Source organism: Pusillimonas sp. NJUB218 (genome assembly GCF_003788685.1).
Taxonomy (GTDB): Bacteria; Pseudomonadota; Gammaproteobacteria; order Burkholderiales; family Burkholderiaceae_B; genus Neopusillimonas.
This window is the reverse complement of the sequence record NZ_NQMK01000001.1, coordinates 174769-198418: the sequence shown is the minus strand read 5'-3', so window position 1 is coordinate 198418 and position 23650 is coordinate 174769. Positions and strand designations below refer to the sequence as shown.

The window sequence follows — 23650 nt, the reverse complement described above, 5'->3', positions numbered from 1 at the left end:
GTAGGTAAAACAGCCTATCAGGTAAAGGCATAACACCGCAAACACACAATACTCATGAGCATTTCCACCCAACAGGTACTGGCAGGCCCGATCTTACGGCGTCTGGAGAAGCAACGCATTGTGTTCTGGATGGCCACCCAGTCATCGTGCCAGCTTCGACTGCAACTGCACGACGCCCAAAAACAGACGCTAACCCTCGACCCACAGCGCCAACAACACGAAGTGCAGGTAGGCACCCATTGCTTCATACAGCTGCTGGATATTGAACTCGGCACGCCGCTTACCGAAGACGAATTCATTGCCTACGACATTGAATGGCGCAGGGCAGGCGATGATGACTGGCACAGCACCGCCGCTGAAGACCCAGAGCTTTGTATGCCGGGGGAGCTTTTGCCGAAATTTGTGCTGCGCAGTCGACTGGACCGCATTTTGCACGGATCGTGCCGCAAGCCGCATCACCCCGTAGACGATGGGCTGCTGGCGGCCGAAAACTGGCTAAGCGAACGCAACGACACACCGAAGCGCTGGCCCGCCGCGCTCATGATGACCGGCGACCAGGTGTATGCAGACGACGTTGCTGGCCCGATGTTGACCGCCATCCATCAACTCATAGAAACACTGGGGCTTTTTGACGAAACCATTGAAGGCGCGCTGGTTTCTGATAGCAAAGCTTTGTTTGCCAGCCAGTACAACTATTACCACCGCAACGACCTGCTCCCCGACGTACGCAGCAACGAGCCGCTTCAAAAGCGCTTTTTCGAAGGCGCCAGAAAGCCGGTGTTTACCACCAGCAACGCTGATAACCACTTGGTCACCCTGGCTGAAGTTATTGCCATGTATTTGCTGGTGTGGTCGCCTGAAACCTGGAAACCGTTAGCGCATGGTGCACCCGAAACACTGACGCAAGAGGAAGCCGAACGCTACCAACGAGAACGCGAACCACTGGTCAGGTTCGTAGCGGGGCTACCCAAGGTCAGACGCCTGCTGGCGCATGTCCCTACGCTCATGATCTTTGACGATCACGACATTACCGATGACTGGAACCTGACGGCAGACTGGGAACAGACGGCTTACGGGCATCCCTTTTCGAAGCGCATTATTGGCAATGCCCTGATCGGCTACTTGCTGTGTCAGGGCTGGGGCAACAACCCCGATGCCTTCGAGGGTCTGACGCTAAAGCGTGTCAAACAGTGGTCTGCAACACCCGAAGCCACGCAACAAGATGCACTGATCGACCATCTCTTGCACTTGCATCGCTGGGACTACACCTTGCCCACTAGCCCAAAGCTTGTCGTGATGGACACACGCACGCGACGCTGGCGCTCGGAACGCGACCTGCGTCGGCCTTCGGGCTTAATGGATTGGGAGGCATTGTCGGAGCTTCAAAACGAGCTGCTTCACCACGACGCCGTTGTGATGGTATCGCCGGCCCCCGTATTTGGCGTCAAGCTGATCGAAGTCATACAAAAAGTATTTACCTGGATTCGTAAGCCATTGCTGGTTGACGCCGAAAACTGGATGGCCCATCGGGGCACGGCGAACGCGATCCTGAATATTTTCGGGCATACCCGCACACCCGCCAACTTTGTGATTTTGTCGGGTGACGTGCACTACTCATTCGTGTATGGCGTAAAGCTTCGTTCGCAAAGCGGCGAACCCCATTTGTGGCAAGTGACCAGCAGCGGCATTAAAAACGAGTTCCCGCGCAAACTACTGGATACCCTCGATCGCCTGAGCCGCTGGCTATATTCACCCAGATCGCCATTGAACTGGTTTACCAAACGCCGCCGCATGAAGGTTTCGCCCTTCAAGCCCGAGACAGCATCGCACGGTGAGCGCTTACTCAACCAGGCCGGTATTGGTTATGTCCGCTTCGACGAAGCAGGCCGCCCGACCAAAGTGGTTCAGATCAGCCACGACAAGCGCACGCCGTTTTGCCTTGACCCCAGCGACTAAGCTGCGCATCAGACACACAGCAGACAGCGCAGGGCCACGAGACAACGCAATTAAGCGCTACCCGCAGTCGCAGTCGCAGTCGCAGTCGCAGTCGCAGTCGCAGTCGCAGTCGCAGTCGCAGTCGCAGTCGCAGTCGCAGTCGCAGTCGCAGTCGCCATTAATGTTGTCACGCTTTTTAACAGGGCAAAGCTTACAAACACCTTTATTATTCAAAGCTGTTTGACGTGCTTCATAGACCCTTTCCTAGCGGAGACTTGCATGAACCGTATCCCAGACGCCGACCTGAACAGCCTGTTGCCGCCGCTGACGCTCAACCGTCGCGGTTTTATCGCCACCGCTCTGGCCACTGGCTTTACCTTGGCCGCCGGCCCGATTATGGCCAACACCGCCATTTCCACCGACACCAACGGCCTGACAGCGGGTGAAATCAGCATTCCCGTCAGTGACGGCAACATGCCCGCCTACCGTGCGATGCCGGCCAATGCACAAAATGCTCCAGTCATTCTGGTGGTCCAGGAAATTTTCGGGGTTCACGAATACATTAAAGATGTTTGCCGCAGGCTGGCCAAAGCGGGCTACATGGCCATTGCGCCAGAACTGTACGCCCGCCAGGGTGATCCCTCAACGTACACCGAAGTCCCCAAACTGTTTGCCGAAATTGTCAGCAAGGTGCCTGATGCCCAGGTGATGAGCGACCTCGACGCCACAACGGCGTGGGCCGGTAAAAACGGCGGGAACACACAAGCACTAGGTATTACCGGCTTTTGCTGGGGTGGCCGTATTGTGTGGCTGTACAGCGCACACAACCCATCGGTTAAAGCCGGCGTAGCATGGTACGGTCGCCTGGTAGGCGACAAAACCGACCTGACGCCCAGCCACCCCACCGATGTGGCGGCCAAACTAAACGGCCCGGTGCTTGGGTTATACGGTAGTGCAGATGCCGGTATTCCGCTGGACACCGTAGAAGCCATGAAAGCCGCCCTTGCCCAGGGCGATGCTGCAGCTAAAGCATCGAAATTTATTGTGTACCCTGACGCCCCGCACGCGTTTCATGCCGACTACCGCCCCAGCTACCGCGAGGCCCCTGCCAAAGATGGCTGGCAACAAGCCCTGGCCTGGTTCGATCAACGGCTTAAGTAATCGCTGTTCCAGAAGCACGCTACTCGCCCCCATTGCCGCAGCACCACCTTTGATTAAAAAGGTGGCTTGCTCCGGCAAGCGCTGCCAACAAAAGCAACCACGTCTTTTAGATCGAAAGTCGCAGCGCCAATGCCGCCAACGTGACCAGAAGTACCGGCGCTGTCAACACGACGCCAACCCTGAAGTAATAGCCCCAGCTGATCAACACGCCGCGACGCGCCAATACGTGTAACCACAGCAGCGTGGCCAGGCTACCAATCGGTGTCATTTTTGGCCCCAGGTCACTTCCCACCACATTGGCAAACACCATGGCCTCGCGAATCGCGCCCTGCGCCTGACTGGCGTCGATAGACAACGCACCAATCAAAACCGTAGGCAGGTTGTTCATTAGGGCTGACAAAACCGCACTCAATAACCCGGTGCCCAGCGTGGCCGCCCACAGCCCTTGCCCGGCGAGCATATCAAGTGCGTCGGTTAGCCATTGCGTCAGGCCGGCATTACGCAGCCCATAGACCACCAGATACATTCCCATGGAAAACACTACGATGTGCCATGGGGCGGTGCGCAACACATGGCGAGTGCTAATGACAGGGCTACGTCCCGCCACCAGCAATAACAGACAAGCGCCTACGGCAGCCACTGCGCTGACCGGCACCCCAAGGGGCTCAAGCCAGAAAAAACCCACCAGTAGCAGCGCCAGCACAAGCCACCCGGCCATGAACACTGGCCGGTCGCGCACCACCGAGACCGGAGACTGAAGATGCGCCAAGTCGTACTGCCGGGGAATGTCTTTACGAAACACCAGCATCAAAACAATCAGGGATGCCGTGACCGACACGACGTTGACTGGCACCATGACAGACGCATAGCGCCCGAACCCGATATTGAAATAATCGGCTGAAACAATATTGACCAGATTCGAAACCACCAAGGGCAAACTGGCGGCATCGGCAATAAAGCCAGCAGCCATGACATACGCCAGCGTTGCGGCTGGCGAGAAGCCTAAAGCCATCAGCATGGCCACAACGATCGGGGTAAGGATCAACGCCGCGCCGTCATTGTTGAAAAAGGCCGTCACGACAGCGCCCAGCAACACCATCAACACAAAAAGGTATCGGCCGTTACCACGACCGCGACGTGCCATGTGCAACGCGGCCCACTCGAAGAACCCCGCAGCATCGAGCAGCAGGCTGATTATGACAACCGCAATAAAACTGCCGGTGGCATTCCAGACGATGCCCCAGACTGTGGCGACATCGGCCAACGACACGACGCCGGCCAGCAAAGCCAACGCAGCGCCGAAGCTTGCCCCCCAACCAATACCCAACCCCCGGGGCTGCCATATCACCAGCACCAGCGTAAAAACAAATATTAGGGCGGCGGGCCACATGATTCAGACGCAGTGCCGACGCAGATAATCGACCACCTCGGCCTGGGTACCGCTGAACACAATGCGCGCGCCTTTTTTTTCGCGCTGCGAGGCATACATCGGATCGTAGTAATCGTGCAGCAAGCCGGTGATCCAGGCCCGATGCAAATCGATAACGCCCGCAGCTTGCTGGGCAGCCAAGGCCTCGTCCATTTGCGCGGCCAACCTTTGATACCGCTCGTGCCCAAGACGCTTGACGATATTGCCCAAACTTTGACGCATGCGCTGCGCAAACGCCTCAAACCCTTGTTCGGGGCCATACGCAGCGACAAACTCGTCGGCCAGGCTCACCACATAATCACGCAAAATACGCTCAACCCGCGACTCGAAGGCGTCTTCCAGCCACACCACGGGAAACCGCTGCATGGCCTGATGCAACGGCAGTGGCAATGCACAACTACCAATCAGTCTGCTTTCGTCTTCGACGACGAAAGCATGCTGCCCGCGCGCCTGACGCTTCAGCAAATCAACGGATAGCGCATTCTCGAAACTGATTTGCGCCGGTTGCGGAGCGACCCGTTTGCCAAAACTCGACCCCCGATGGTTGGCCATGCCTTCAAGGTCGACGGCATTGTCCAATTGGCCCAAGACATCGGTTTTACCCGAACCGGTCATCCCACCCACCACGACAAAGCGGCACTGCGCAATAGCCTGTTCCAGTACCCCTATAAGGTAGGTACGCATGGCTTTGTAGCCGCCAACGATACGTGGGTAGCTGACACCAGCCTCGGTCGCCAGCCATTCTTGACTGATGCGTGAACGCAATCCACCTCGGAAACAATACAAGTAGCCGTCGGGATTAGCGGCCGCAAACGCCGCCCATTGCTCGATGCGCTGGGCCTTGACCTTGCCCGAGACCAGTTGATGTCCAAGCTCGATTGCGGCCTGCTGACCTTTAAGCTTGTAGCAGGTGCCCACTTTCTGGCGCTCGATGTCGTTCATGAGCGGGAGGTTAACGGCCCCAGGAAAAGCCCCGCGCCCGAATTCCACCGGGGCGCGCACGTCCATAAGGGGTGCCTCGCTAAGAAACAATGCCCTGAAATCGTCGGTGTTGCTGCGGGTCACTTAAGCACTACCCCATGAGTTGCGCGCGCAACAAAGCGGCCCAAGGGGGAAAGCGACAAACCCAACCCGGCGGCAGCTTCAAGAAAGGCAGCATTGGCATCTGGTGAGACAGCCACCAATAGGCCGCCGCTGGTTTGCGGGTCGCACAACAAATGCTTTTGATCGTCGGTCAACGCCGCTACACCATGGCCATAGCTGTCGAAGTTGCGCAGCGTACCGCCTGGCACGCAGCCCTGCCCAAGATAGTGATCAATGCCTTCGATACGAGGCACGAGAGTGGCGTCAATTTCTGCGGTCAGCCCACTGCCATCGGCCATTTCAAGCAAGTGCCCCAATAGCCCGAAACCGGTCACATCGGTCATTGCCTTGACGCCGTCGAGTCGGCCAAAATGGTGGCCGGCGCTGTTCAACGTACACATCAGGTCACGCGCACGGCCCACGTCTTGCGGGCGCAACTTGCCTTGTTTTTCGGCCGTGGTCAAAATGCCAATACCCAGCGGCTTGGTCAGGTAAAGCAGACAACCTTCGGTAGCTGTGTCGTTACGTTTAAGCTGACGCTTGTTGACCAACCCGGTGACGGCAAGGCCAAAAATGGGCTCGGGCGCATCGATAGAATGACCTCCGGCCAGCGGTATACCCGCGTCATCGCATACCGCGCGCCCACCACGCACGACCTCGCGCGCCACCTCGGGGGGCAGCACATTAACCGGCCAACCCAAAATGGCAATCGCCATTAAAGGCTTACCGCCCATAGCGTAGATATCGCTGATGGCGTTGGTGGCTGCAACGCGGCCGAAATCGAACGGGTCATCGACAATAGGCATGAAAAAATCAGTCGTCGACACCACCCCTTGCTCGTCGTCTATGCCATACACGGCAGCATCGTCGCGCGATGCATTACCCACCCATAGGCGCGGGTCGAGGTTTTGCGCACCACTACCCGCCAGAATGACGTCGAGAACTTTAGGTGAAATTTTGCAGCCGCAACCAGCACCATGGCTGTATTGGGTGAGACGAACGGGGTTTGACATGGCGCACCTGAACAGTAAGACCGGGGCTTGTAAGCCGAAGCCCCGATTTTACAAGTTTGGGTGTGCAATAGGGTGTCGACTGCCGACGCATACGCAGCGCCGGCAGTCAAACGCGGCGCAAACATGGCCAGACGGCATGCCTGCTAATGCGACCCCAGATATGCGCGTTGCACAGCCGGGTCGTCACGTAATTGCTCGGCAGAGCCCTCGCCTACGATACGGCCTGTTTCGATCAAGTACCCCCGATCGGCAATTTCGAGGCTGAGCTTGGCATTTTGCTCGACCATCAAAATACCCACGCCCAACTCGCGCACACGGTCAATGGCCCGGAACAGCTCTTGACACATAAGCGGTGACAAACCCAGCGAGGGTTCGTCGAGTAACAAGACTTTGGGCGCAGACATGAGCGCCCGTCCGACAGCCACCATTTGCTGCTCGCCGCCGCTCATAGTGCCCACGCGTTGCGCCAGGCGCTCGGCCAGGCGGGGAAATAGTTCGAGCACGCGCTGCAAATTTTGAGCCTCGGCCGATCGGGCCCGACGCGTCAGCGCCCCCAACTGCAGATTTTCTCGTACGGTAAGGTCGACAAAAACGCCGCGCCCTTCAGGCACAAGCGCCAGGCCGTATTCGACAATATGATGCGGCGGCACCGACAACAACTCGGTTCCATCGAGCTTGGCACTGGCACCCGGCAAGGGCTTCAGCATGCCGCCCAATGCCCTCAGCATAGAGGACTTGCCGGCGCCGTTCGCTCCCAAAATCACGACCAGCTCACCCGCATTGACGGTAATGGCTGCGTTATCTAGTGCCTGATGCTTGCCGTAACGCACCGACAACTGACTGACTTCAAACATGAGGCGCTCCGAGGTAGGCGGTAATGACTTCTTCTTGCGCAAGCACGGTTGCGGTTTCGCCTTCGGCCAGCTTGCTACCCGCAAACATCACGACGCAACGATCGCACAAGGCACGAACGGCATCCATGACATGCTCGACCAGAATAATGGTGAGCCCCTTGGCACGCAGATCGCGGATAAGCTGAATGCCCACCTGAAGCTCGGTGGGGTTCAAACCGGCCAGCCATTCGTCAAGCAATAACAACCGGGGTTTGAGAGCCAGCGCACGCGCCAGCTCGAGCCGCTTTTGGTCGATGTAAGTCAAGTCACCCGCAGGCGTTTCGGCAAATTCGCGCAGACCGACGGTGTCGAGCAACGTCATGGCTTCGTCGTAGGCCAAGGCCCCAAACTTATGATCGGGCCGGAACGCCATGCCGGCCTCGACATTCTCGCGGCAGCTCATGCCCCCCAGCACCCGCACAAGCTGAAAGGTGCGAGCCACACCCAACCGGGCGATTTGATATGACGCCATCCCGACCAACTCGTCGGAACCCAGCAAAATACTGCCGGAATCGGCGCGAAGCGCGCCGGAGATGAGGTTCATGGCGGTGGTTTTACCCGACCCGTTAGGACCCAGCAAGCCCAGAACCTCGCCTTGTTGAACGTCAAAGCTCAAGCCGTCGACGGCTTTCAGCCCGCCGAATGATTTTCGTAAATCACGAATTTTCAGCAAGGTCATGCTTGCCCCCCTTTCCCGCCCTGGCGCGACGAACGCAACCAGCCGCGGATCAGTTCAAGTACGCCGTTGGGCACCAGATAAACAATGACGAGGAAAGTAACCCCCAGCAGAACGGCAAAGTGATTGGGGAAATTGGCAGACAAAACCTCGAATAGCGCCGTCAAAGGAATGACCCCCGCCAATGGACCAAGCAAATGCCCGACGCCCCCAAGCAACGACATGATGAGTACCTGGAACGACACGATAGGATTAAACACAATGGCGGGGTCGATGTATGTCCAGCGTGGCGACATGACCGCGCCGACGAGGGTCATGAAGGTAGCGCTAATGACAAACAGCAATACCTTTGCCCGCGTGGTGTTGATGCCCAGATGGCGCGCGACGTGCTCGTCTTCGCCAATAACCCGCAAGGCCAGGCCCAGGCGCGAACGGCGAATCAGCCAACCGGCAAACAAAGCCAGCGACAGCAACGCCAGCAACTGCCAGTAAATTTGCTGCTGGGTGATGTCGAGAAAGATATACCGACCGATAGACTTCGTGATATTGACTTCGTACCAAGTAACCAACTGGCGGATCAGCTCGGACAAGCCAAAGGTGAAAATCACAAAGTGCACACCCGACAACCGCAAAGTAGACAGGCCCACGATCAGGGCCAGCACAATACCCACCAGCGCCGCCACCAACAACACGCCGCCCCAGGGCAATACTTCCGACAACACAGCGACGGTATAAGCCCCAATACCAAAAAAAGCAGTGGTAGCCAGTGAAATATAACGAGTAGGGCCCGAGAACAACGTCCAGGCCGTAGCCAATGCACCGTACTGCAGCACGTTAATGGTGTACGACAAGAAATACCCGCTTTCTACAAATAGCGGTAATGCAGCGACCACCAGCAAAACCAGTGCCACTGCGACGAACCCCGGCGAAAAGACTGTGGTTGCGCGACTCATTTACCGGCCCTCCCGAAAATACCCTGGGGACGCAGCAACAGCACCAACAGGAAAATGCCAAAGGTCGCGGCCATGGTCAGCCCCGGATCGACGAACCGCGAAACCAGGGTTTCGACGAACCCCAGCAAAAAGCCAGCCAGCAAGCAGCCAAGTAAATTGCCAACACCGCCCATAATGACAATGACCAGTGCCTTCATGGTAAAGGCCACACCCATGGAGGCACTGAAAGGCAAGAACATACTCACCAGAACACCGGCCCCGACTACTAGGGCGCCGCCCAACGCAAACGCAAAAGCCGCCATGGCACGAGGATTGATACCCACCAGATGCGCGAACCTTGGCGCGTTGGCCATAGCGCGCAACGCCGTACCCCAGCGCGACCGCACCAGCACGGTGTACACCAGCAACCCAATAACCACTGCGGCACACGCTGCCAGCAAACGGTTGGCCGCCACCGCCGTACCCAGTACGTTGACCGGCATAGCCAGGTACTCGTAGCTGTAATAACTACCGCCGAAAAGAATGAGCACAATGCCCTGCACCACGAACAAAATGCCAAACGTGGCCAAAATACTGTCGACTTCAAGCGCATCGGCGTTGGGCGCCCGCTTGACCAGCGGGGTCAGCAAAATTTGGTACACCAGCCACTGCACCACGAAACCAACCGGAACCACCATGGCAAGTGCGTATAACGGGTTTACGCCCAAGCTGGTCACAAACCAGTAAGCCAGAAACGCAGCGCCGATCATGAACTCGCCATGCGACAAATTCATGATGCGCGCAACGCCGTACTGCAGCGTCAACCCCATCGCTATGAGCGCATACAGCCCGCCCAGCATCAGCGATGTGAGAACAATTTCAACAAACAACATAGGGTTCACCTGTAAAACCGCCGAGCCGGGCCGGCCCCTCGGTTTTTATGGAATGACAGGAAACAAGGCACCGGACCAAGCCCGATGCCTATGACCGCACTACCCGATTACTTCTTCCATTCGGGTTTGGGGATGATGACCGGCTTGGCGCCTGGCAAGTTTGCAGGACCTACGCCCTGGAAAACGCCGTTTTGCCACTGGCCCACGGTGAAGATGCCACGCAACTGATTGTTTTCAAGTTTGATGGGGCCGAGGATGGTATCGAACGTGCCGTTTTTAAGCTCGTTCTGGATGGCAGCACGGTCGATCTTGCCAGTACGCTCGATGGCTTGTTGCAACATCTGCAAGCTGGCGTAAGTTACCTGGCTACCCCAGTAGTCGGGGTCTTTACCCTGCATTTCTTTATGACGGGCACGGTAATCCATGACAGCTTTCGATTCGCCGTTGATGCCGCCCAGGCTCATTTGGCCCTCGATGGCTTCGGCGCCATACTTACCCTTGAAGAACGGGAACTGAGTGCCTACACCGGTGTAGAACACTTTGGGGTTAAGACCCACAACGCGAGCCTGGTCGCTGATCAGGACGGTATCGGGTGGGTACGAATACGCAATAAACGTATCGGCACCTGTAGACTTGACCTCGTTCAGGAGCGACGACAGGTCGGAGCTACCAACCGGATAGGTTTTGTCGAGCACGATTTCGAAACCGTGTTTGGCAGCAGCCTTGCGAGCGGCAGCGGCCGAGTCGACACCAAAGCCGTCGGCAACGCTGACCATAGCAATTTTCTTGCCGATTTTGCCTTCTTTGTTGGCATTGGCCAGAAGGTCGAGGAGCCCGTCAGCGTACATGCTGGCCGAACCCAACAGGAAGAAGTGGCCGGGCCAGCGCTTAGCGAACTGATCGGCCTTGTCGGTGAGGTTGGTGGTACCCACCTGCGGGTAGCCGTGCTTGTCGAACAAAGGCGCAACAGCCAGGTTGACGGCCGTACCCCACGGGGGCAACAACAAGTCGACCTTGTCTTGGGTAATTAGGCGCTCGATGGCACGAACCGCTTCTTCGGTGCTGGAGCGGTCATCGTACTCGATGACTTCGATGGGCACCTTTTTGCCATAGGCGCTGAGCATAATGCCGCCATTGGCGTTAACCTCTTTAACCCACATTTCGTAGTTGGGACGCACAGTGGTGTCGCCGCCCGGGGCATTGGGGCCGCTCTTGGCCAGCGAATACCCGATACGAATGGATTTGGGCGCTTCATCGGCGAATGACGGTGTCGCCATACCGATCATTGAGAGGCTGGCCGCAAGGGCCAACCGGGTTGTCCATTTTTTTACTGTCATTGTTGTCTCCGGGTTGTGGGCATAGTTGTAACCTGACGCCTGGCGCTGCCCCTGGCTGGCCCAGGCGTTGAAACCACAAAGCTTAAGCGGCTGCCGTATGGCGCTGACCGACAAGGCGCAAGACCTCGTTGACCACCGCATCGGCGAACTGCTCGTCGTTCAGATGGCAGTCGAATTTTTCGACGGTGACGCCAGACGGCATGGCCGCTTTGACCGCGTCATAAAAGACAGGACATAATGAAGCATCATGCAGGTGTCCCTCGGGGCTGTCATGATGGGAAAAACCCTGTAAAGGCACCAGTACCGACACGGGGCCTTTGGCCTCGGTTTTGACCAGGCCAGCCAAATGATTGGCCAGCTTTTGCAACTCTTCAGCTTCGGTTCGCACAGCAGTCAGTGCGCGGTTATGAATGTGATAGCGCTTGCCCGGAAACTGGCGCTCGGCCATATCGGCGGGGCCTGACACCATGAAGTCGGCATTGCCTGGAGCAAACACCACGGGCACCCCTTTGCGCAACCCGGCTTTAGAGCGTTCGGGGCCGGCGCTGCACAAGCCATTGTTCAGGAAGTCGTTATGTTCGACCACAGAGGTCTCAAGTACGGCCACGATGTCGCGCTCGGCGGCCAGTTTGTCGAGCGCCTGCCCGCCAGTGCCCAGCGTATGAAACACCAGGACTTCGTAGCCTTTTTCCTCGAGCTGCTTGCGAACACGCACTGTACAGCGGTCAATGGTACCCAACGTCCCCATAAGCACCACAGGTTTGTCTGACGCGGCTTTAGGCTCGTAAGCCTTGGCCATGGCAGCTACCGAGACGGCCGCATTACGGAAGACTTCACGCGTGATGCTGTTGAGCCCGGCAATATCGCACACCGGGTTGAACATATTGATGTCCATGGCGCCCACAAAAGGCTGGGTAAAGCCCGAGGCCATGGTGGACACCAGCACCTTGGGCAAACCGTAAGGCAGTGCCTGCATGACGGCACTGCCCAGCGTCGAACCCATGGAGCCGCCAATGGCAATGACGCCGCTGATGGGCGTTGCCGCATGCAGCGCGAGGGTGGATTTAATCGCCCCCTCGATCATCACCGCCTGACATTTGCCTTCATGCTTCAGGTCGCGCACTTCCTGAATGGTTTTGCCAGCCGCGCCAGCCACCTGCTCCGGCGTGATTTCGGCACCCGGCGTAACCGAGCGGCGAATACTGGCGTCGAGGTGAATCACATCAACACCCTGCGACTCAAGCGTTTGGCGTACAAATTGCGCCTCGATCGCCTTGGTGTCGAGGGTAGCAATCAAAAGGACTTTGGGTTTCGTGGTCATCGTTGTCTCCTGTTCCACATTTACCTGAATGACGGCCCTGGCTGTTTTTTTGCTCTTGGGCCGCCACATTTGTTTGAGCTATTCGGTATTTAAAGTTTTGGCTAACTCAATGAAGAACCCCATGCTTTGCGGGTTGGCCATGGCGTCGGGATGCGCCACTTTTTCGGCCGGCGACCCCAGCAGCAAGCGGCGTACCGGAACTTCCATTTTCTTGCCCGTCAAGGTGCGCGGGATATCGCTGACCTGATAAATTTTGTTGGGCACGTGCCGCGGCGACGCCTTGGTACGAATCTGATCAGCAATGCGCGCGCTCAATTCATCGGTCAGGGTTTGGCCGTCGTGCAGCACGACAAACAGCGGCATGAATGACGGACGCCCCAGGTATTCAAGGTCGACGACAAGGCTGTCGCGTACTTCGGGAACCGCCTCGACCACACGGTAAATTTCGGCCGTCCCCATACGGATGCCAAACCGGTTGATGGTGGAATCGGACCGACCGTAAATAATGCTGGTGCCGCGCGGTGTAAAAAGGATCCAGTCGCCGTGTCGCCACTTGCCGGGAAATACGTCGAAGTAACTGTCGAGGTAGCGGGTATTGCCCGGATCATTCCAGAAGTACACCGGCATCGATGGCATGGGTTGGGTAATCACCAGCTCACCGACCTCGTCGACAACCGGTTCGCCCTGCTCGTTAAAGGCGTAAGCAGCCACACCAAGTTCACGGCATTGAATTTCGCCCGAGTACACCGGCAAGGTCGGTGCGCAAGCCACAAAGCCCGACGCAATATCGGTACCGCCGCTGATGGACGCCAGCCATAGGTCGGACTTGATGTTGGCATAAGCCCACTCGAACGCATCGGTGGGCAACGGCGAACCGGTAGCGTTAATTGACCGCAGGGCCGCAAGACCGGCAAACGTGTTGGGCTGCAGGTTATCTTTCATGCAGTTGATCAAATACGCCGCACCACAACCAAACAAAGTAACGCCGTGGTCGTCAATAAATTTCCACAACGACTGATTGTCGGGCCATGCCGGGTTGCCGTCATACAAAATCACGGTCGCGCCCACCAGCAAACCACCCACCTGCAAATTCCAGACAATCCAGCCAGTACCGCCCAAAAACAGCAAGCGGTCGCCTTCGCGCAAGTCGTGCTGCAGCGCCATGGTTTTATGGTGGGTAAGGACAATGCCGCCATGGCTATGCACAATGGCTTTGGGCAAACCCGTTGTGCCCGACGAATACACGATCCATAAAGGATGGGAGAAAGGCACGCGTTCGAACTGCAAAGGGGCCTGCTGAGCGACCATATCGGCCCAGCGAATGCGACCGGCCCAAGCAACACCGCCTTCGCGGTCGGCCATGGGGCCAGGCACATGCACAACATGCTTGACGGTCGGCAACGATTCGAGCAGCTCAGACACCAGCGCCGCGCGGTCGTGCTGTTTGCCGTTGTAGCTGTAGCTGTCGATGACAAAAATCAGCTTGGGCTCAATTTGCTGGAAGCGGTCGGTCACGACCCGAACGCCCATATCGGGTGCGCAGCTGGACCACACAGCGCCAATGCTGGCACACGCCAGAAACGCAATGACTGTTTCAGGACGATTGGGCATGTACGACACCACACGGTCGCCCTTGCCAATACCCAGGCCGCGCAAACTGGCTGCCAGCGCGCCGACGTCGCGCGTCAGTTGCGCCCAGCTGACCTCTTCGACGCCCGTTTCTTCTCGACGCGAAATTAACGCCGGCCGTTGGTCGGTGGCGCGACGAAACACATGTTCGGCGTAATTTAGCGATGTATTGGGAAACCATTGCGCGCCCGGCATGGCGCGATCGCCCAGGACGGGCTGCACGGCCCCGTCGGCCTGAACATCAAAATACTGCCAGATCGACAGCCAGAAGTCGTCAAGATGGTCGACGGACCACTGCCACAGCGCCTCGTAATCGCCCTTGGGTACACCAAAGGCCTGTTCGACCCACGATTGGTAGTGATCAAGACGCGAGGCCTGAATTTGCGCTTGAGTGGGCTGCCAAAGCAGCTTGGGTACTTGTACGGTTTCAGTCATCGAATCATCTCCAGCAAAGCATTAACGCCGGGAATGGAGAAATGCGGTTGCTGCCCTGGGGGCAGGCGATCGATATCTTCGGGTGTAGCCAACCCGGTATGCACGGCCACAGAGACTGCGCCGCCCTGCTGGGCCATGGCGTTTTCGAGCGAAAGGTCGTCTCCGACAATCGCGATTCGGGAGGCTTCGACACCCAAAATACTGCGGGCCACGTCGAAAGCCGTTGACGCGGGCTTACCCACTATGACGGCCTCTTTGCCCGTCACACTGCTAATGGCGGCGGTGAGCGCACCCGAAATACCCAGGGTACGGCCTTCACGACTGGCCAGATAGGGGGCCGTGGAAACTGTGTATAAATTGGCTCCGGCCCAGATTGCGCGGCAAGCCGCATCAAGGTCGTCAAGACGGAACTCGGGGTGCCAACCTACCAGCACCGCATCGGCATCGTCGGCGCGCTCAGGCGAAACCACGATATCGAACCCAGCTTCCTCGAACGGACGCCATACCCCCTCGACACCCAGCACCAGCAACCGCTTGTATTGCCGGCTTTTAAACAAAGACACGGCGACGGCCGGCGGCGTCAGTGTGCGTTCGGGCTGAACCAGAATACCGGCTTTTGACAAGGCCTGAGCCAGCTGTGCGGGCGTTTTGGTTGAACCGTTGGTAAACGCCACGTAGGGTGTTTGACGTTGGTTCAGCAAATTAATTAACTCGATGGCCCCAGGCAAAGGTTGATAGCCCGACAACATGCGATCGGCCAATGCCAACGTGCCGTCAATATCAAAAATAAAACCTTCTACTGCGTTCAAGTCGTGTGACAACGACTGCGTCATGTCTTGTCTCCTGCAACCCCGTGGCTGCGCAATTCCATCAGGAAGCCCTCTCGTTCGATGCGGGCATGAGTAACGTCCGGCCTTTTGGCTAATTCGGCCAACAGTTTTTCGACCGGGGTTACCGAGGGATTGTACGTTTGCCTGCAGGGGCCGGCCGCAACCATGGCATCGACCTGGTCGGCCGGCATGACGGCGCGCAACAAAAACTCTTCGTCGGACAGGTGTTTACCAAAACGTTGACGCAGCTCGGCGACGCCGGGCATGGGCGGTTGAGACAACAGCTCTTTGGCTCGCGGCATATTCTCGATACGATCGCGCACATTGGGATCGACCTCGCCTGGTGGCGTACCAAAGCGCCCCACCACATAGCGGATGACTTCGTCGGGAACGTTGGCATAACGTTCGGGCGCCAGTACGTTCATGACCGCCATCGTGCCCACCACCTGGGAAAACGGCGTCACCATAATGGGATAACCCAGCTCGGCCCGCACGCGCACCACCTCTTCGTAAACTTCGGGCAGGCGATGCTCTTGACGGATTTCGCGCAACTGACGGCGCATGGTGCCGATCATGCCGCCGGGCAACTGGTGGGAAAAATAACGTTCGTCGTACTCTTGCGGCACCCCGACAGGCAGGCCTTCGGCCTTGGTCAGACGCGAAAAATACTCACTGACTTCGGCCATGGCATCGAGGTCGAGATCATGTGACACGCCGCGCGCCTGCAGGTTGTTCACGACGTTTTCTACCGCGGGCTGGCTAGTACCATTAGCCGCCGGGCGGGCCGCCGTATGCAAGGTATCGACCCCTAGCGACGGCGCTTCGGGGTAAGTAAATGGCGCCAGACCAATGGTGCAATGCGAGTGCAACTCGAAGGGCTTGTTACCCAGCGCAGTCTTGATGGCCGGCAACAGCGTACGGGCACGTTCCGGCGTCAGCAAGCCGCTGGGGTCTTTAAGATACACCCGGTCGATAAACGGCTGCGCCGCCAGTTGCGCCGCCATGTTCGCAAAAAAAGCGTCGTCGTGAATGGGGCTGACTGTGTATACCAACGCCCCCACAATTTCAGAGGCCCCCGCCTTGGCAATGGCTTGGCAGTTATCGATGACGGCCTGCGTGGTGTTCATCGGGTCCATCACCATGAACCTTTCTATGCCGTTATTAACCAATAGCTGGTACGACAAGGCCATAACCTCGGAGTGTGCGGTTTCCCACGAAATAAACCGCATGCCCGTCGATAAAAACGTCAGCGGCGTGCGCTTCAGACGTGACTTGAGCAAACGCAGACGTTCCCAGGGGTCTTCTTTATGAAAACGCACGGTGACCGCCATGTGCGTACTGGTACTGAAATCGAGGGCGTGATAGCCGACACGATCGAGCACAGGGGCGATTTGCAGCATCATGCCGGTTGTCAGGCCGGTCGCCCCCCAAAGGCTTTGATTGCCGTCGCGCAGGGTGGTGTCAATAAACTGGACTTTGTCTTGTTTCATGCTGTTTAACCTTCGTGTGCCATCGCAGTCCGATCGGCCAGATAACGGCCCAAGAAGCCGGTATCGACCCCGCCCTCGGTAAATTCAGGCGTATTCAGAACATCGAGGTGCAAGGCAATATTGGTTTTGACGCCGGAAATCACCGTATCGTTCAGTGCCTCGGCCAACGCACGTCGCGCTTCGTCGCGCGTACCGCCATAGGCAATCACCTTAGCGATCATCGAGTCGTAAAACGGCGGGATCATCGCGCCCGCCTGCATATGAGTATCGATGCGAATACCGGAACGCAGCGGAAACTGTGCCGCGTTGACCCGCCCCGGTGAGGGCTGAAAATCGCGGTCACTGTCTTCGGCGTTGACACGGCACTCGATGGCGTGACCCGTGACGCGAACATCGGACTGCGTCCAGGGCAGTGCATGCCCCTGCGCCACGGCCAGCTGTGCTTGCACCAGATCAATTCCTGTGACCAGTTCGGTGACGGGGTGCTCAACCTGGATACGGGCGTTCATTTCGAGAAAATAAAACTGGTCGCGCTGCACGTCGACCAAAAATTCGATAGTGCCAGCACTGCGGTAACCGATGTATTGGGCAAAGCGCACGGCCGCTGCATGCAAATCGGCACGCATGGCATCGGGCAGATTGGGGGCTGGGGCTTCCTCGACCAGCTTTTGGTAACGACGCTGGACGGAGCAATCGCGATCGCCCAGGTGAATCACCGATTGGCCATCGCCCAACACCTGCACTTCAACGTGACGCCCCTGGGTCACAAAGCACTCAATGTAGACCCGGCCATCGCCAAACGCAGCCAACGCCTCGGCACTGGCCAATTCGAACAAACGGATCAGGGCATCGCGGTCGTCGGCACGCTTTAGCCCACGCCCGCCGCCGCCGCCAACCGCTTTGATCAACACAGGGTAGCCAATGGCATCGGCAACCGCCAGCGCTTCGTCAAGCGAAGCCACGGGCCCGCCCGGTGTAATGGGCACGTTGGCCTTTTCGGCAATCAGTCGAGCTTCAAGCTTGTTGCCGACACGCTCGATTTGTTCAGCCGTAGGCCCAATGAAGACCAGATGGTTGTCTTCGCATGCCCGCGCAAACTCGGCACGCTCGGACAAAAAGCCATAACCCGGATGAATGGCCTGGGCGCCAGTGGACAAGGCCGCCTGGACGATCGTGTCGATCTTCAGATAGCTATCGGTTGCGCGGCCGGGGCCAATACATACGGTGCGATCAGCCAACTGGGCGCCCATACTGTCGCGATCGGCGGTTGATACCACCAATACACTTTCGAGTCCCAAACGCTTGAGCGTGCGCAGTACGCGCACGGCGATCTCGCCCCGGTTGGCCACCAGTACCCGACGAATCGGCCCCTGAACGGCGGCTTGATCTGCCTGCATCATGACTTAACCCTGGGTTGCGCGAACGCGCATCAAGACCTGGTCGTACTCGACCAAATCGCCATCTTTGGCCAGCACCTCAACAACCTCTCCGCTTACCTCTGCGGCGACCGAGTTCATCAGCTTCATGACTTCGATAATGCCGATGACGGTGTCGGGCTTGACCTTGACGCCCGGTGCGACGAACGGGTCGGCACCCGGCTTGGGCGACCTGTAGAAAACACCCAGCATGGGCGCGCGCACGTCAAGCAACCCAGCCACTGACGACGCGCCTGCGCCGGAGGCCGCAGAGCTAACGGACGGTAAGGCGGCAGGTGCAGGTGCAGCAACATCGACAGACCGGGTCGGCGCAGAGCTGACCGATGCCGCCAGCGGCGCAGCACCCGCGCCGTTGCGACGCAAATCGAGTTTGATGCCATCAGCCTCGAGATGGAGCTCATCGAAATGCGAGGTGTTGAGCAACTGAATAATGCGTTGCACGTCGTCGTGCGTAAAGCTCATGACCGATACTCCGTTGGCACTACGTGCCGGTTAGAATCTGACCCACCCGGAGAACGGTATAAGGTTTTCAAAAACCATGACCTGCTGGCAAAGTGCCAAAGCACCAGCACAGCACAAGAACCTAGGTAAAAACCCTTAAGATCCTTGTATCAAGCGTGTCTCCAAGCGTTTTGTATTTTTTTCAATGTTGCCCAAGCCCGACGCAAGGTGCTAGCATCACCAAGCAAGTTTTCAACAGGTGAAAAGCGTCGCCATGCGCGAATACAAAGTAAAAACCATTCGAGCACTCGATAGAGGGCTAGAGGTGCTGGACTATCTGCACCGTTCGCGCAACGCCAGCCTGCACGACCTGCACTTGGCCACCGGGCTACCCAAGGCCACGTTAACGCGGGTAATTGCAACGCTAGAGGCTCGCGGGCTGATCTGGCAACGGCTGGCCGACGGCGCCTTCATGGCCAGCCACACTTACCAGCCTAGGCCGCCGCAAGTCAACGACGAGAACTTTCTGGTCGAAGTAGCCTCCCCTATTCTTGAGCGGCTTTGCCAAAAGGTAAATTGGCCGTCCATTCTGGCTGTGCCCCGGCTGGACCACATGGAAGTCATTGAAACCAACAGCCCTCGCTCCTATTTCTCGCATATTCCGCTGGGTCCCATCGGGTTTCGCGTCAATATGCTGCGCTCGGCCACCGGCCGCGCGTATCTGGCGTTTTGCAGCGAAGCAGAACGCGCGGCGGTGCTGCAACGCTTACGCACCAGCAACGAGCCCGGCAACTATCTGGCGCAACGCCCCGAAACGGTGATCGCCCTACTCGAAGAGACCCGCAATCGCGGCTATGGCATTCGGACTGAAGACTTTGGCGGGCACTACGACAAAACCCGGCGCGAATTCAACGACGGGCGCGATTCGATTGCTGTGCCGGTTTGGGCAGGGGAAGAGGTCGTGGCCGTGGTCAACCTGACCTGGATGCACAAAGTGGCCACGGTTGAGCAAATGGTGAAAAAGCACCTGGCCCAGTTATCGCAGGCGGCACGTGAAATTTCGGTCAGGCTGATGTCGCACGAGCAGTAGGCACACCCCCAGCCCGCCGATTTAATCGTGTGCGATGTCTACAACAACCGTTCCCAGCTTCTTACCCGACTCGACCATTTGATGCGCGTTGACGATGTCTTCAAGCGCAAACCGACCAGCTACCGCATGACGCAGCGCCCCGTACTGCAACAACCCCGCGACCGTGTCCAGGCACGCTGCACGATCGGCAGCCGGCAGATCGTAGACCAAAAAGCAATGCAGGCTGTTCGAGTGCCACAGCAACGTGCGTAAATCGATGGGCAACACGCCTGTAGTGTTCGACCCATAACAAACATAGCGGCCGTGTGGCTTTAAAACATTTTCAGACAGCAACGCTGCGGTAGACGAAAAGTCCATGTCGATGATGACGTCGACCCCATGCCCTTTGGTAAGCGCGAGCACTCGCGCGCCGACAGCCTCGGTTTTGTAATTGATAATTGCGTGCGCACCGGCCTGTTGTGCGTGTCCGGCTTTTTCGGGCGAGCCTGCCGTGCCCAGCACCTGCGCACCCGCTTGCACAGCCAACTGCGTTACGTAATGACCCACAGCATTGCCTGCACCGGTCACCAACACAGTTTGCCCGGCCAAGTTACCGGCCAACCGAATCGCCTGAACCGCAGTCAGCAACGGAATACCGAAGCCGGCCGCAGATGCGAAATCGACCGTGTCGGGCAACAATACAGCTTGCGCATCGGGCAGCACGACATACTCGGCGGCTGTCCCCCAGGCGCGGGCCCACTGCGCGTTCCAGACCCAAACCCGCTGCCCGAGACGCGCCGGATCAACGCCCGCCCCAACCTGGTCGATCACGCCCGCACCATCGCTATGCGGGACGATGCGGTCAAAATCGAGCGGGCGACGTTGACGGAACTTGACGTCAGACGGATTGACCCCCGACGTATGCACCCGAACCCGGACCTCTCCGGGCCCGGCCTCGGGTTGGGGCAAATCACCCACCGACAATACATCGGCGGCCGCACCATTTTGCGTATACCAGGCAGCTTTCAAAACGTTTCCCTTGTCGTTGTATAACGATCAGGCCGCCTCAGCCACCCTGCGGGCAATATGTGCCAATGCTTCTTCAACCTGATCAATCAGTATCAGACACAAGTCACCCGCCTTCAAACGCTCCAAAGCCAGATCGATAGCGACGAATTCGCCGTGAATTTCATCAACCTTTTGCGCACGCTTGGCACCCGCCAACCCCTGACGCAACAAGGCGACCACTTCACCTTCGGCGCGGCCACGCTGACACATGTCTTCGTAAAGAATAACCTCGTCAAAGGCATCACCCAAAATCTCGGTTTGACGGGTAATGTCTTCGTCGCGGCGATCGCCAGCGCCACTGATGACGACACTGCGATGCGTTGCAGGCAACTGGTCAACAGCCTGTACCAGGGCCAGCATTGCATCGGGGTTGTGCCCATAATCGGCAATCACGGTCGCGCCGTTATAGCTGAACATGTTGAATCGACCAGGCGCGGTTTGCGCATCGTTGACGAACGACGCCAGACCTTTTTGCATATCTTCGAAGGACAAACCCAACGCCCAGGCCGCCGCCATCGCAGCCATGGCGTTTTCAACCTGAAAGCCAATACGCCCATTCTGGGTCAGCGGAATGCCTGACAACGCGAAACTTTGCTCTGAAGCACCCTCGGCCAGAATAATGCGCCCAGGCTCGACGAATACCACCCGCTGACCTTGCGCGCGATGCGTGGCCAGCACAGGGTGAGACGGATCGGTTGAAAAAAAGATCACTTGGCCGGGGCAAGTGGCGGCCATCGCTGCGACGATCGGGTCGGCCGCGTTCAACACCGCGGTTCCGGTGGGTGCGACATTCTCGACCACCACACGCTTCACGGCGGCCAAGTCTTCGACCGTAGTGATGTAATTGAGCCCCAGATGATCGCCCACGCCGATGTTGGTCACCACGGCGACGTCGCATCGATCGAAGGCCAATCCTTCACGCAAAATCCCCCCGCGTGCTGTTTCGAACACTGCGGCATCTACGTAAGGATGCAGCAACACATGCCGTGCACTACGCGGCCCGCTGCAATCGCCCGTATCAATACACTGGTTGCCGACATAAACGCCGTCAGAGTTGGTCATACCGACACACTTGCCGGTAACCCCCAACAAATGGGCGATTAAACGGGTCGTCGTCGTTTTACCATTGGTGCCAGCCACGGCGGTTACCGGGACGCGACCTGTTTCACCCTCGGCGAACATCGCATCAATAATCGATTCGCCCACAGGACGGGGCTTGCCAAACGAGGGCGCCAGATGCATGCGTAAACCCGGCGCTGCATTAACTTCGACAATACAGCCGTTCTCTTGTGTCAGGGGTTCGAAAACGTTTTGCGCCACCAGATCAATGCCGCAGATATCAAGACCTACCATACGGGCAGCCGCGACGGCCACCTCGGCCAGCTCGGGGTGCACCTGGTCGGTGACATCGGTGGCACTGCCACCGGTGCTAAGGTTGGCGTTATTACGCAAGGTAACCAAGACGCCGTTTTCGGGAATTGAATCGGGTGTATAGCCTTGCCGGGCCATGGTTGAAAGAGCGATTTCATCACCCAGGCGAATACGCGTTAAAGACGTACCATGGCCTTCGCCACGCGCTGGGTCGGCATTGACGGCTTCAACCAGCTCGGCAATGCTGCGCACGCCATCGCCAATCACTTGCGGCGGGTCGCGTCGGGCCGCAGCCACCAACTGATTGCCGACGACCAACAACCGGAAGTCGTGCCCGGGGAAATAGCGCTCAACAATGACATCATTGCAAATGTCGACCGCAACGTGAAAGGCCTGCAAAACGGCTTCCTGAGTTTGCAAATTAACCGCAACCCCCTTGCCCTGATTACCGTCGCGCGGCTTGACGACCACAGGCAAGCCTACACTCTGTGCCGCCGCCCAGGCCTGGTCCGCATCTTGAACGATACGACCCTCGGGTACCGAAATACCTGCCGACGCCAAAAGTCGTTTCGTCAGCGCCTTGTCTTGTGCGATAGCCTCAGCAATGGCACTGGTGCGGTCGGTTTCAGCCGCCTGAATACGCCGCTGGCGACGCCCCCAGCCGAACTGCACAAGACTACCTTGGGTAAGGCGATGATACGGAATGCCCCGGCGTTGTGCGGCCTGAACAATGGCCCCAGTGCTGGGCCCCAAGCGTACATCCTCGTCCATTTCGCGCAAGCGCGCCAACACCAGCGCCAGATCGAACGGTTTGTCGGCCAACGCAGCGTTGCACAAATCACGCGCGTCATCGAGCGCCTGACGACCGACCTCTTCTTCGGTGTACTCGACAATCACCTGATAAACACCCGGCTCGAAAGTGGGTGCAACCCGGCAAAAAGAAACCGGACACCCGGCTAACGCCTGCAATCGCAATGCCGCACTGGCCAGGACATGCGCCATCGATAACGGCTGCTCTTGCCCCGCCGGCTTCAGCAGATCGATTTCCGGAAAGCGGGCGCGAATGCGCACTTCGAAACCATCCAAGGCTTCGATATCCTGCTCTTGCGAATCGCAAGCGACCACCGCCTCGACAGATGTCTGCCGACCCCAGAGATTTGGGCCGCGCAATGCCCTGATACGTGTAATTTCCATCGACCACTTACCCC

At 57.9% G+C, this 23650-nt stretch carries 19 protein-coding genes; 3 read left to right on the top strand and 16 right to left on the bottom strand.

The window, feature by feature from the left end:
• Positions 1-54 precede the first annotated feature (54 nt).
• A complete protein-coding gene (locus tag CHR62_RS00920) occupies positions 55-1956 on the top strand; it encodes an alkaline phosphatase D family protein (protein ID WP_123659708.1) in 1902 nt (633 codons plus the stop codon).
• 258 nt (positions 1957-2214) lie between these two features.
• Positions 2215-3096, top strand: coding sequence for a dienelactone hydrolase family protein (locus tag CHR62_RS00915; RefSeq protein WP_123659707.1), 882 nt, complete (start codon positions 2215-2217; stop codon positions 3094-3096).
• 106 nt (positions 3097-3202) lie between these two features.
• On the opposite strand, the gene CHR62_RS00910 is transcribed toward CHR62_RS00915, so the two are convergent.
• From CHR62_RS00910 to accB, 14 genes are all read right to left on the bottom strand, one after another.
• Positions 3203-4486 carry an arsenic transporter gene (locus CHR62_RS00910; RefSeq protein ID WP_123659706.1) on the bottom strand — a complete coding sequence of 428 codons (1284 nt, stop codon included), beginning with the start codon at positions 4484-4486 and terminating at the stop codon, positions 3203-3205.
• Between the two features lie 3 nt (positions 4487-4489).
• Positions 4490-5590 (bottom strand): tRNA 2-selenouridine(34) synthase MnmH, encoded by a 1101-nt coding sequence (gene mnmH, locus CHR62_RS00905; RefSeq protein WP_123659705.1) that lies wholly within the window; start codon positions 5588-5590, stop codon positions 4490-4492.
• The gene (selD, locus tag CHR62_RS00900) at positions 5587-6621 is read right to left on the bottom strand and encodes a selenide, water dikinase SelD (RefSeq protein WP_123659704.1); all 1035 of its coding nucleotides are present in this window, start codon (positions 6619-6621) and stop codon (positions 5587-5589) included. The genes mnmH and selD overlap by 4 nt, the downstream gene beginning before the upstream one ends.
• A gap of 143 nt (positions 6622-6764) precedes the next feature.
• Positions 6765-7475, bottom strand: a complete 711-nt coding sequence (locus CHR62_RS00895; protein WP_123659703.1) for an ABC transporter ATP-binding protein — start codon at positions 7473-7475, stop codon at positions 6765-6767.
• Positions 7468-8193 carry an ABC transporter ATP-binding protein gene (locus tag CHR62_RS00890; RefSeq protein ID WP_123659702.1) on the bottom strand — a complete coding sequence of 242 codons (726 nt, stop codon included), beginning with the start codon at positions 8191-8193 and terminating at the stop codon, positions 7468-7470. The genes CHR62_RS00895 and CHR62_RS00890 overlap by 8 nt, the downstream gene beginning before the upstream one ends.
• Positions 8190-9143: a branched-chain amino acid ABC transporter permease gene (locus CHR62_RS00885; protein ID WP_123659701.1), complete on the bottom strand. Its 954-nt coding sequence runs from the start codon at positions 9141-9143 to the stop codon at positions 8190-8192. Before CHR62_RS00885 ends, CHR62_RS00890 begins: the two co-directional genes overlap by 4 nt.
• Positions 9140-10015 carry a branched-chain amino acid ABC transporter permease gene (locus CHR62_RS00880; RefSeq protein ID WP_093969888.1) on the bottom strand — a complete coding sequence of 292 codons (876 nt, stop codon included), beginning with the start codon at positions 10013-10015 and terminating at the stop codon, positions 9140-9142. Before CHR62_RS00880 ends, CHR62_RS00885 begins: the two co-directional genes overlap by 4 nt.
• Before the next feature lie 107 nt (positions 10016-10122).
• Positions 10123-11352, bottom strand: coding sequence for an amino acid ABC transporter substrate-binding protein (locus tag CHR62_RS00875; protein WP_123659700.1), 1230 nt, complete (start codon positions 11350-11352; stop codon positions 10123-10125).
• 82 nt (positions 11353-11434) lie between these two features.
• Positions 11435-12673 carry a Tm-1-like ATP-binding domain-containing protein gene (locus tag CHR62_RS00870; protein ID WP_123659699.1) on the bottom strand — a complete coding sequence of 413 codons (1239 nt, stop codon included), beginning with the start codon at positions 12671-12673 and terminating at the stop codon, positions 11435-11437.
• Between the two features lie 78 nt (positions 12674-12751).
• Positions 12752-14737, bottom strand: coding sequence for an acetoacetate--CoA ligase (locus CHR62_RS00865; RefSeq protein ID WP_123659698.1), 1986 nt, complete (start codon positions 14735-14737; stop codon positions 12752-12754).
• Complete coding sequence (locus tag CHR62_RS00860; RefSeq protein ID WP_123659697.1) at positions 14734-15570, bottom strand: HAD-IIA family hydrolase; 837 nt, start codon at positions 15568-15570, stop codon at positions 14734-14736. The genes CHR62_RS00865 and CHR62_RS00860 overlap by 4 nt, the downstream gene beginning before the upstream one ends.
• Positions 15567-17057, bottom strand: coding sequence for a biotin carboxyl carrier protein (locus CHR62_RS00855; RefSeq protein ID WP_123659696.1), 1491 nt, complete (start codon positions 17055-17057; stop codon positions 15567-15569). The genes CHR62_RS00860 and CHR62_RS00855 overlap by 4 nt, the downstream gene beginning before the upstream one ends.
• A gap of 5 nt (positions 17058-17062) precedes the next feature.
• On the bottom strand, positions 17063-18457 hold the full coding sequence (locus CHR62_RS00850; protein WP_199722871.1) for an acetyl/propionyl/methylcrotonyl-CoA carboxylase subunit alpha: 1395 nt from the start codon (positions 18455-18457) through the stop codon (positions 17063-17065).
• Positions 18458-18460: 3 nt separating this feature from the next.
• Complete coding sequence (accB, locus tag CHR62_RS00845; protein WP_123659695.1) at positions 18461-18955, bottom strand: acetyl-CoA carboxylase biotin carboxyl carrier protein; 495 nt, start codon at positions 18953-18955, stop codon at positions 18461-18463.
• A gap of 253 nt (positions 18956-19208) precedes the next feature.
• On the opposite strand from accB, the gene CHR62_RS00840 reads away from it, so the two are divergent.
• Positions 19209-20024: a helix-turn-helix domain-containing protein gene (locus CHR62_RS00840; protein ID WP_093969896.1), complete on the top strand. Its 816-nt coding sequence runs from the start codon at positions 19209-19211 to the stop codon at positions 20022-20024.
• A 21-nt stretch (positions 20025-20045) separates the two neighbouring features.
• On the opposite strand, the gene CHR62_RS00835 is transcribed toward CHR62_RS00840, so the two are convergent.
• Positions 20046-21032 carry an NADPH:quinone reductase gene (locus CHR62_RS00835; protein WP_123659694.1) on the bottom strand — a complete coding sequence of 329 codons (987 nt, stop codon included), beginning with the start codon at positions 21030-21032 and terminating at the stop codon, positions 20046-20048.
• Between the two features lie 27 nt (positions 21033-21059).
• Positions 21060-23636: a cyanophycin synthetase gene (cphA, locus tag CHR62_RS00830; RefSeq protein ID WP_093969898.1), complete on the bottom strand. Its 2577-nt coding sequence runs from the start codon at positions 23634-23636 to the stop codon at positions 21060-21062.
• Positions 23637-23650 lie beyond the last annotated feature (14 nt).

Bases quoted from the DNA above. Each gene is read 5' to 3' on its own strand.
- CHR62_RS00895 (WP_123659703.1), bottom strand. From the start codon at position 7,475: ATGTTTGAAGTCAGTCAGTTGTCGGTGCGTTACGGCAAGCATCAGGCA.
- CHR62_RS00890 (WP_123659702.1), bottom strand. From the start codon at position 8,193: ATGACCTTGCTGAAAATTCGTGATTTACGAAAATCATTCGGCGGGCTG.
- CHR62_RS00910 (WP_123659706.1), bottom strand. From the start codon at position 4,486: ATGTGGCCCGCCGCCCTAATATTTGTTTTTACGCTGGTGCTGGTGATA.
- CHR62_RS00920 (WP_123659708.1), top strand. From the start codon at position 55: ATGAGCATTTCCACCCAACAGGTACTGGCAGGCCCGATCTTACGGCGT.
- cphA (WP_093969898.1), bottom strand. From the start codon at position 23,636: ATGGAAATTACACGTATCAGGGCATTGCGCGGCCCAAATCTCTGGGGT.
- CHR62_RS00875 (WP_123659700.1), bottom strand. From the start codon at position 11,352: ATGACAGTAAAAAAATGGACAACCCGGTTGGCCCTTGCGGCCAGCCTC.
- CHR62_RS00850 (WP_199722871.1), bottom strand. From the start codon at position 18,457: ATGATGCAGGCAGATCAAGCCGCCGTTCAGGGGCCGATTCGTCGGGTA.
- CHR62_RS00880 (WP_093969888.1), bottom strand. From the start codon at position 10,015: ATGTTGTTTGTTGAAATTGTTCTCACATCGCTGATGCTGGGCGGGCTG.
- CHR62_RS00860 (WP_123659697.1), bottom strand. From the start codon at position 15,570: ATGACGCAGTCGTTGTCACACGACTTGAACGCAGTAGAAGGTTTTATT.
- CHR62_RS00840 (WP_093969896.1), top strand. From the start codon at position 19,209: ATGCGCGAATACAAAGTAAAAACCATTCGAGCACTCGATAGAGGGCTA.
- CHR62_RS00865 (WP_123659698.1), bottom strand. From the start codon at position 14,737: ATGACTGAAACCGTACAAGTACCCAAGCTGCTTTGGCAGCCCACTCAA.
- selD (WP_123659704.1), bottom strand. From the start codon at position 6,621: ATGTCAAACCCCGTTCGTCTCACCCAATACAGCCATGGTGCTGGTTGC.
- CHR62_RS00870 (WP_123659699.1), bottom strand. From the start codon at position 12,673: ATGACCACGAAACCCAAAGTCCTTTTGATTGCTACCCTCGACACCAAG.
- CHR62_RS00855 (WP_123659696.1), bottom strand. From the start codon at position 17,057: ATGAAACAAGACAAAGTCCAGTTTATTGACACCACCCTGCGCGACGGC.
- accB (WP_123659695.1), bottom strand. From the start codon at position 18,955: ATGAGCTTTACGCACGACGACGTGCAACGCATTATTCAGTTGCTCAAC.
- CHR62_RS00915 (WP_123659707.1), top strand. From the start codon at position 2,215: ATGAACCGTATCCCAGACGCCGACCTGAACAGCCTGTTGCCGCCGCTG.
- CHR62_RS00885 (WP_123659701.1), bottom strand. From the start codon at position 9,143: ATGAGTCGCGCAACCACAGTCTTTTCGCCGGGGTTCGTCGCAGTGGCA.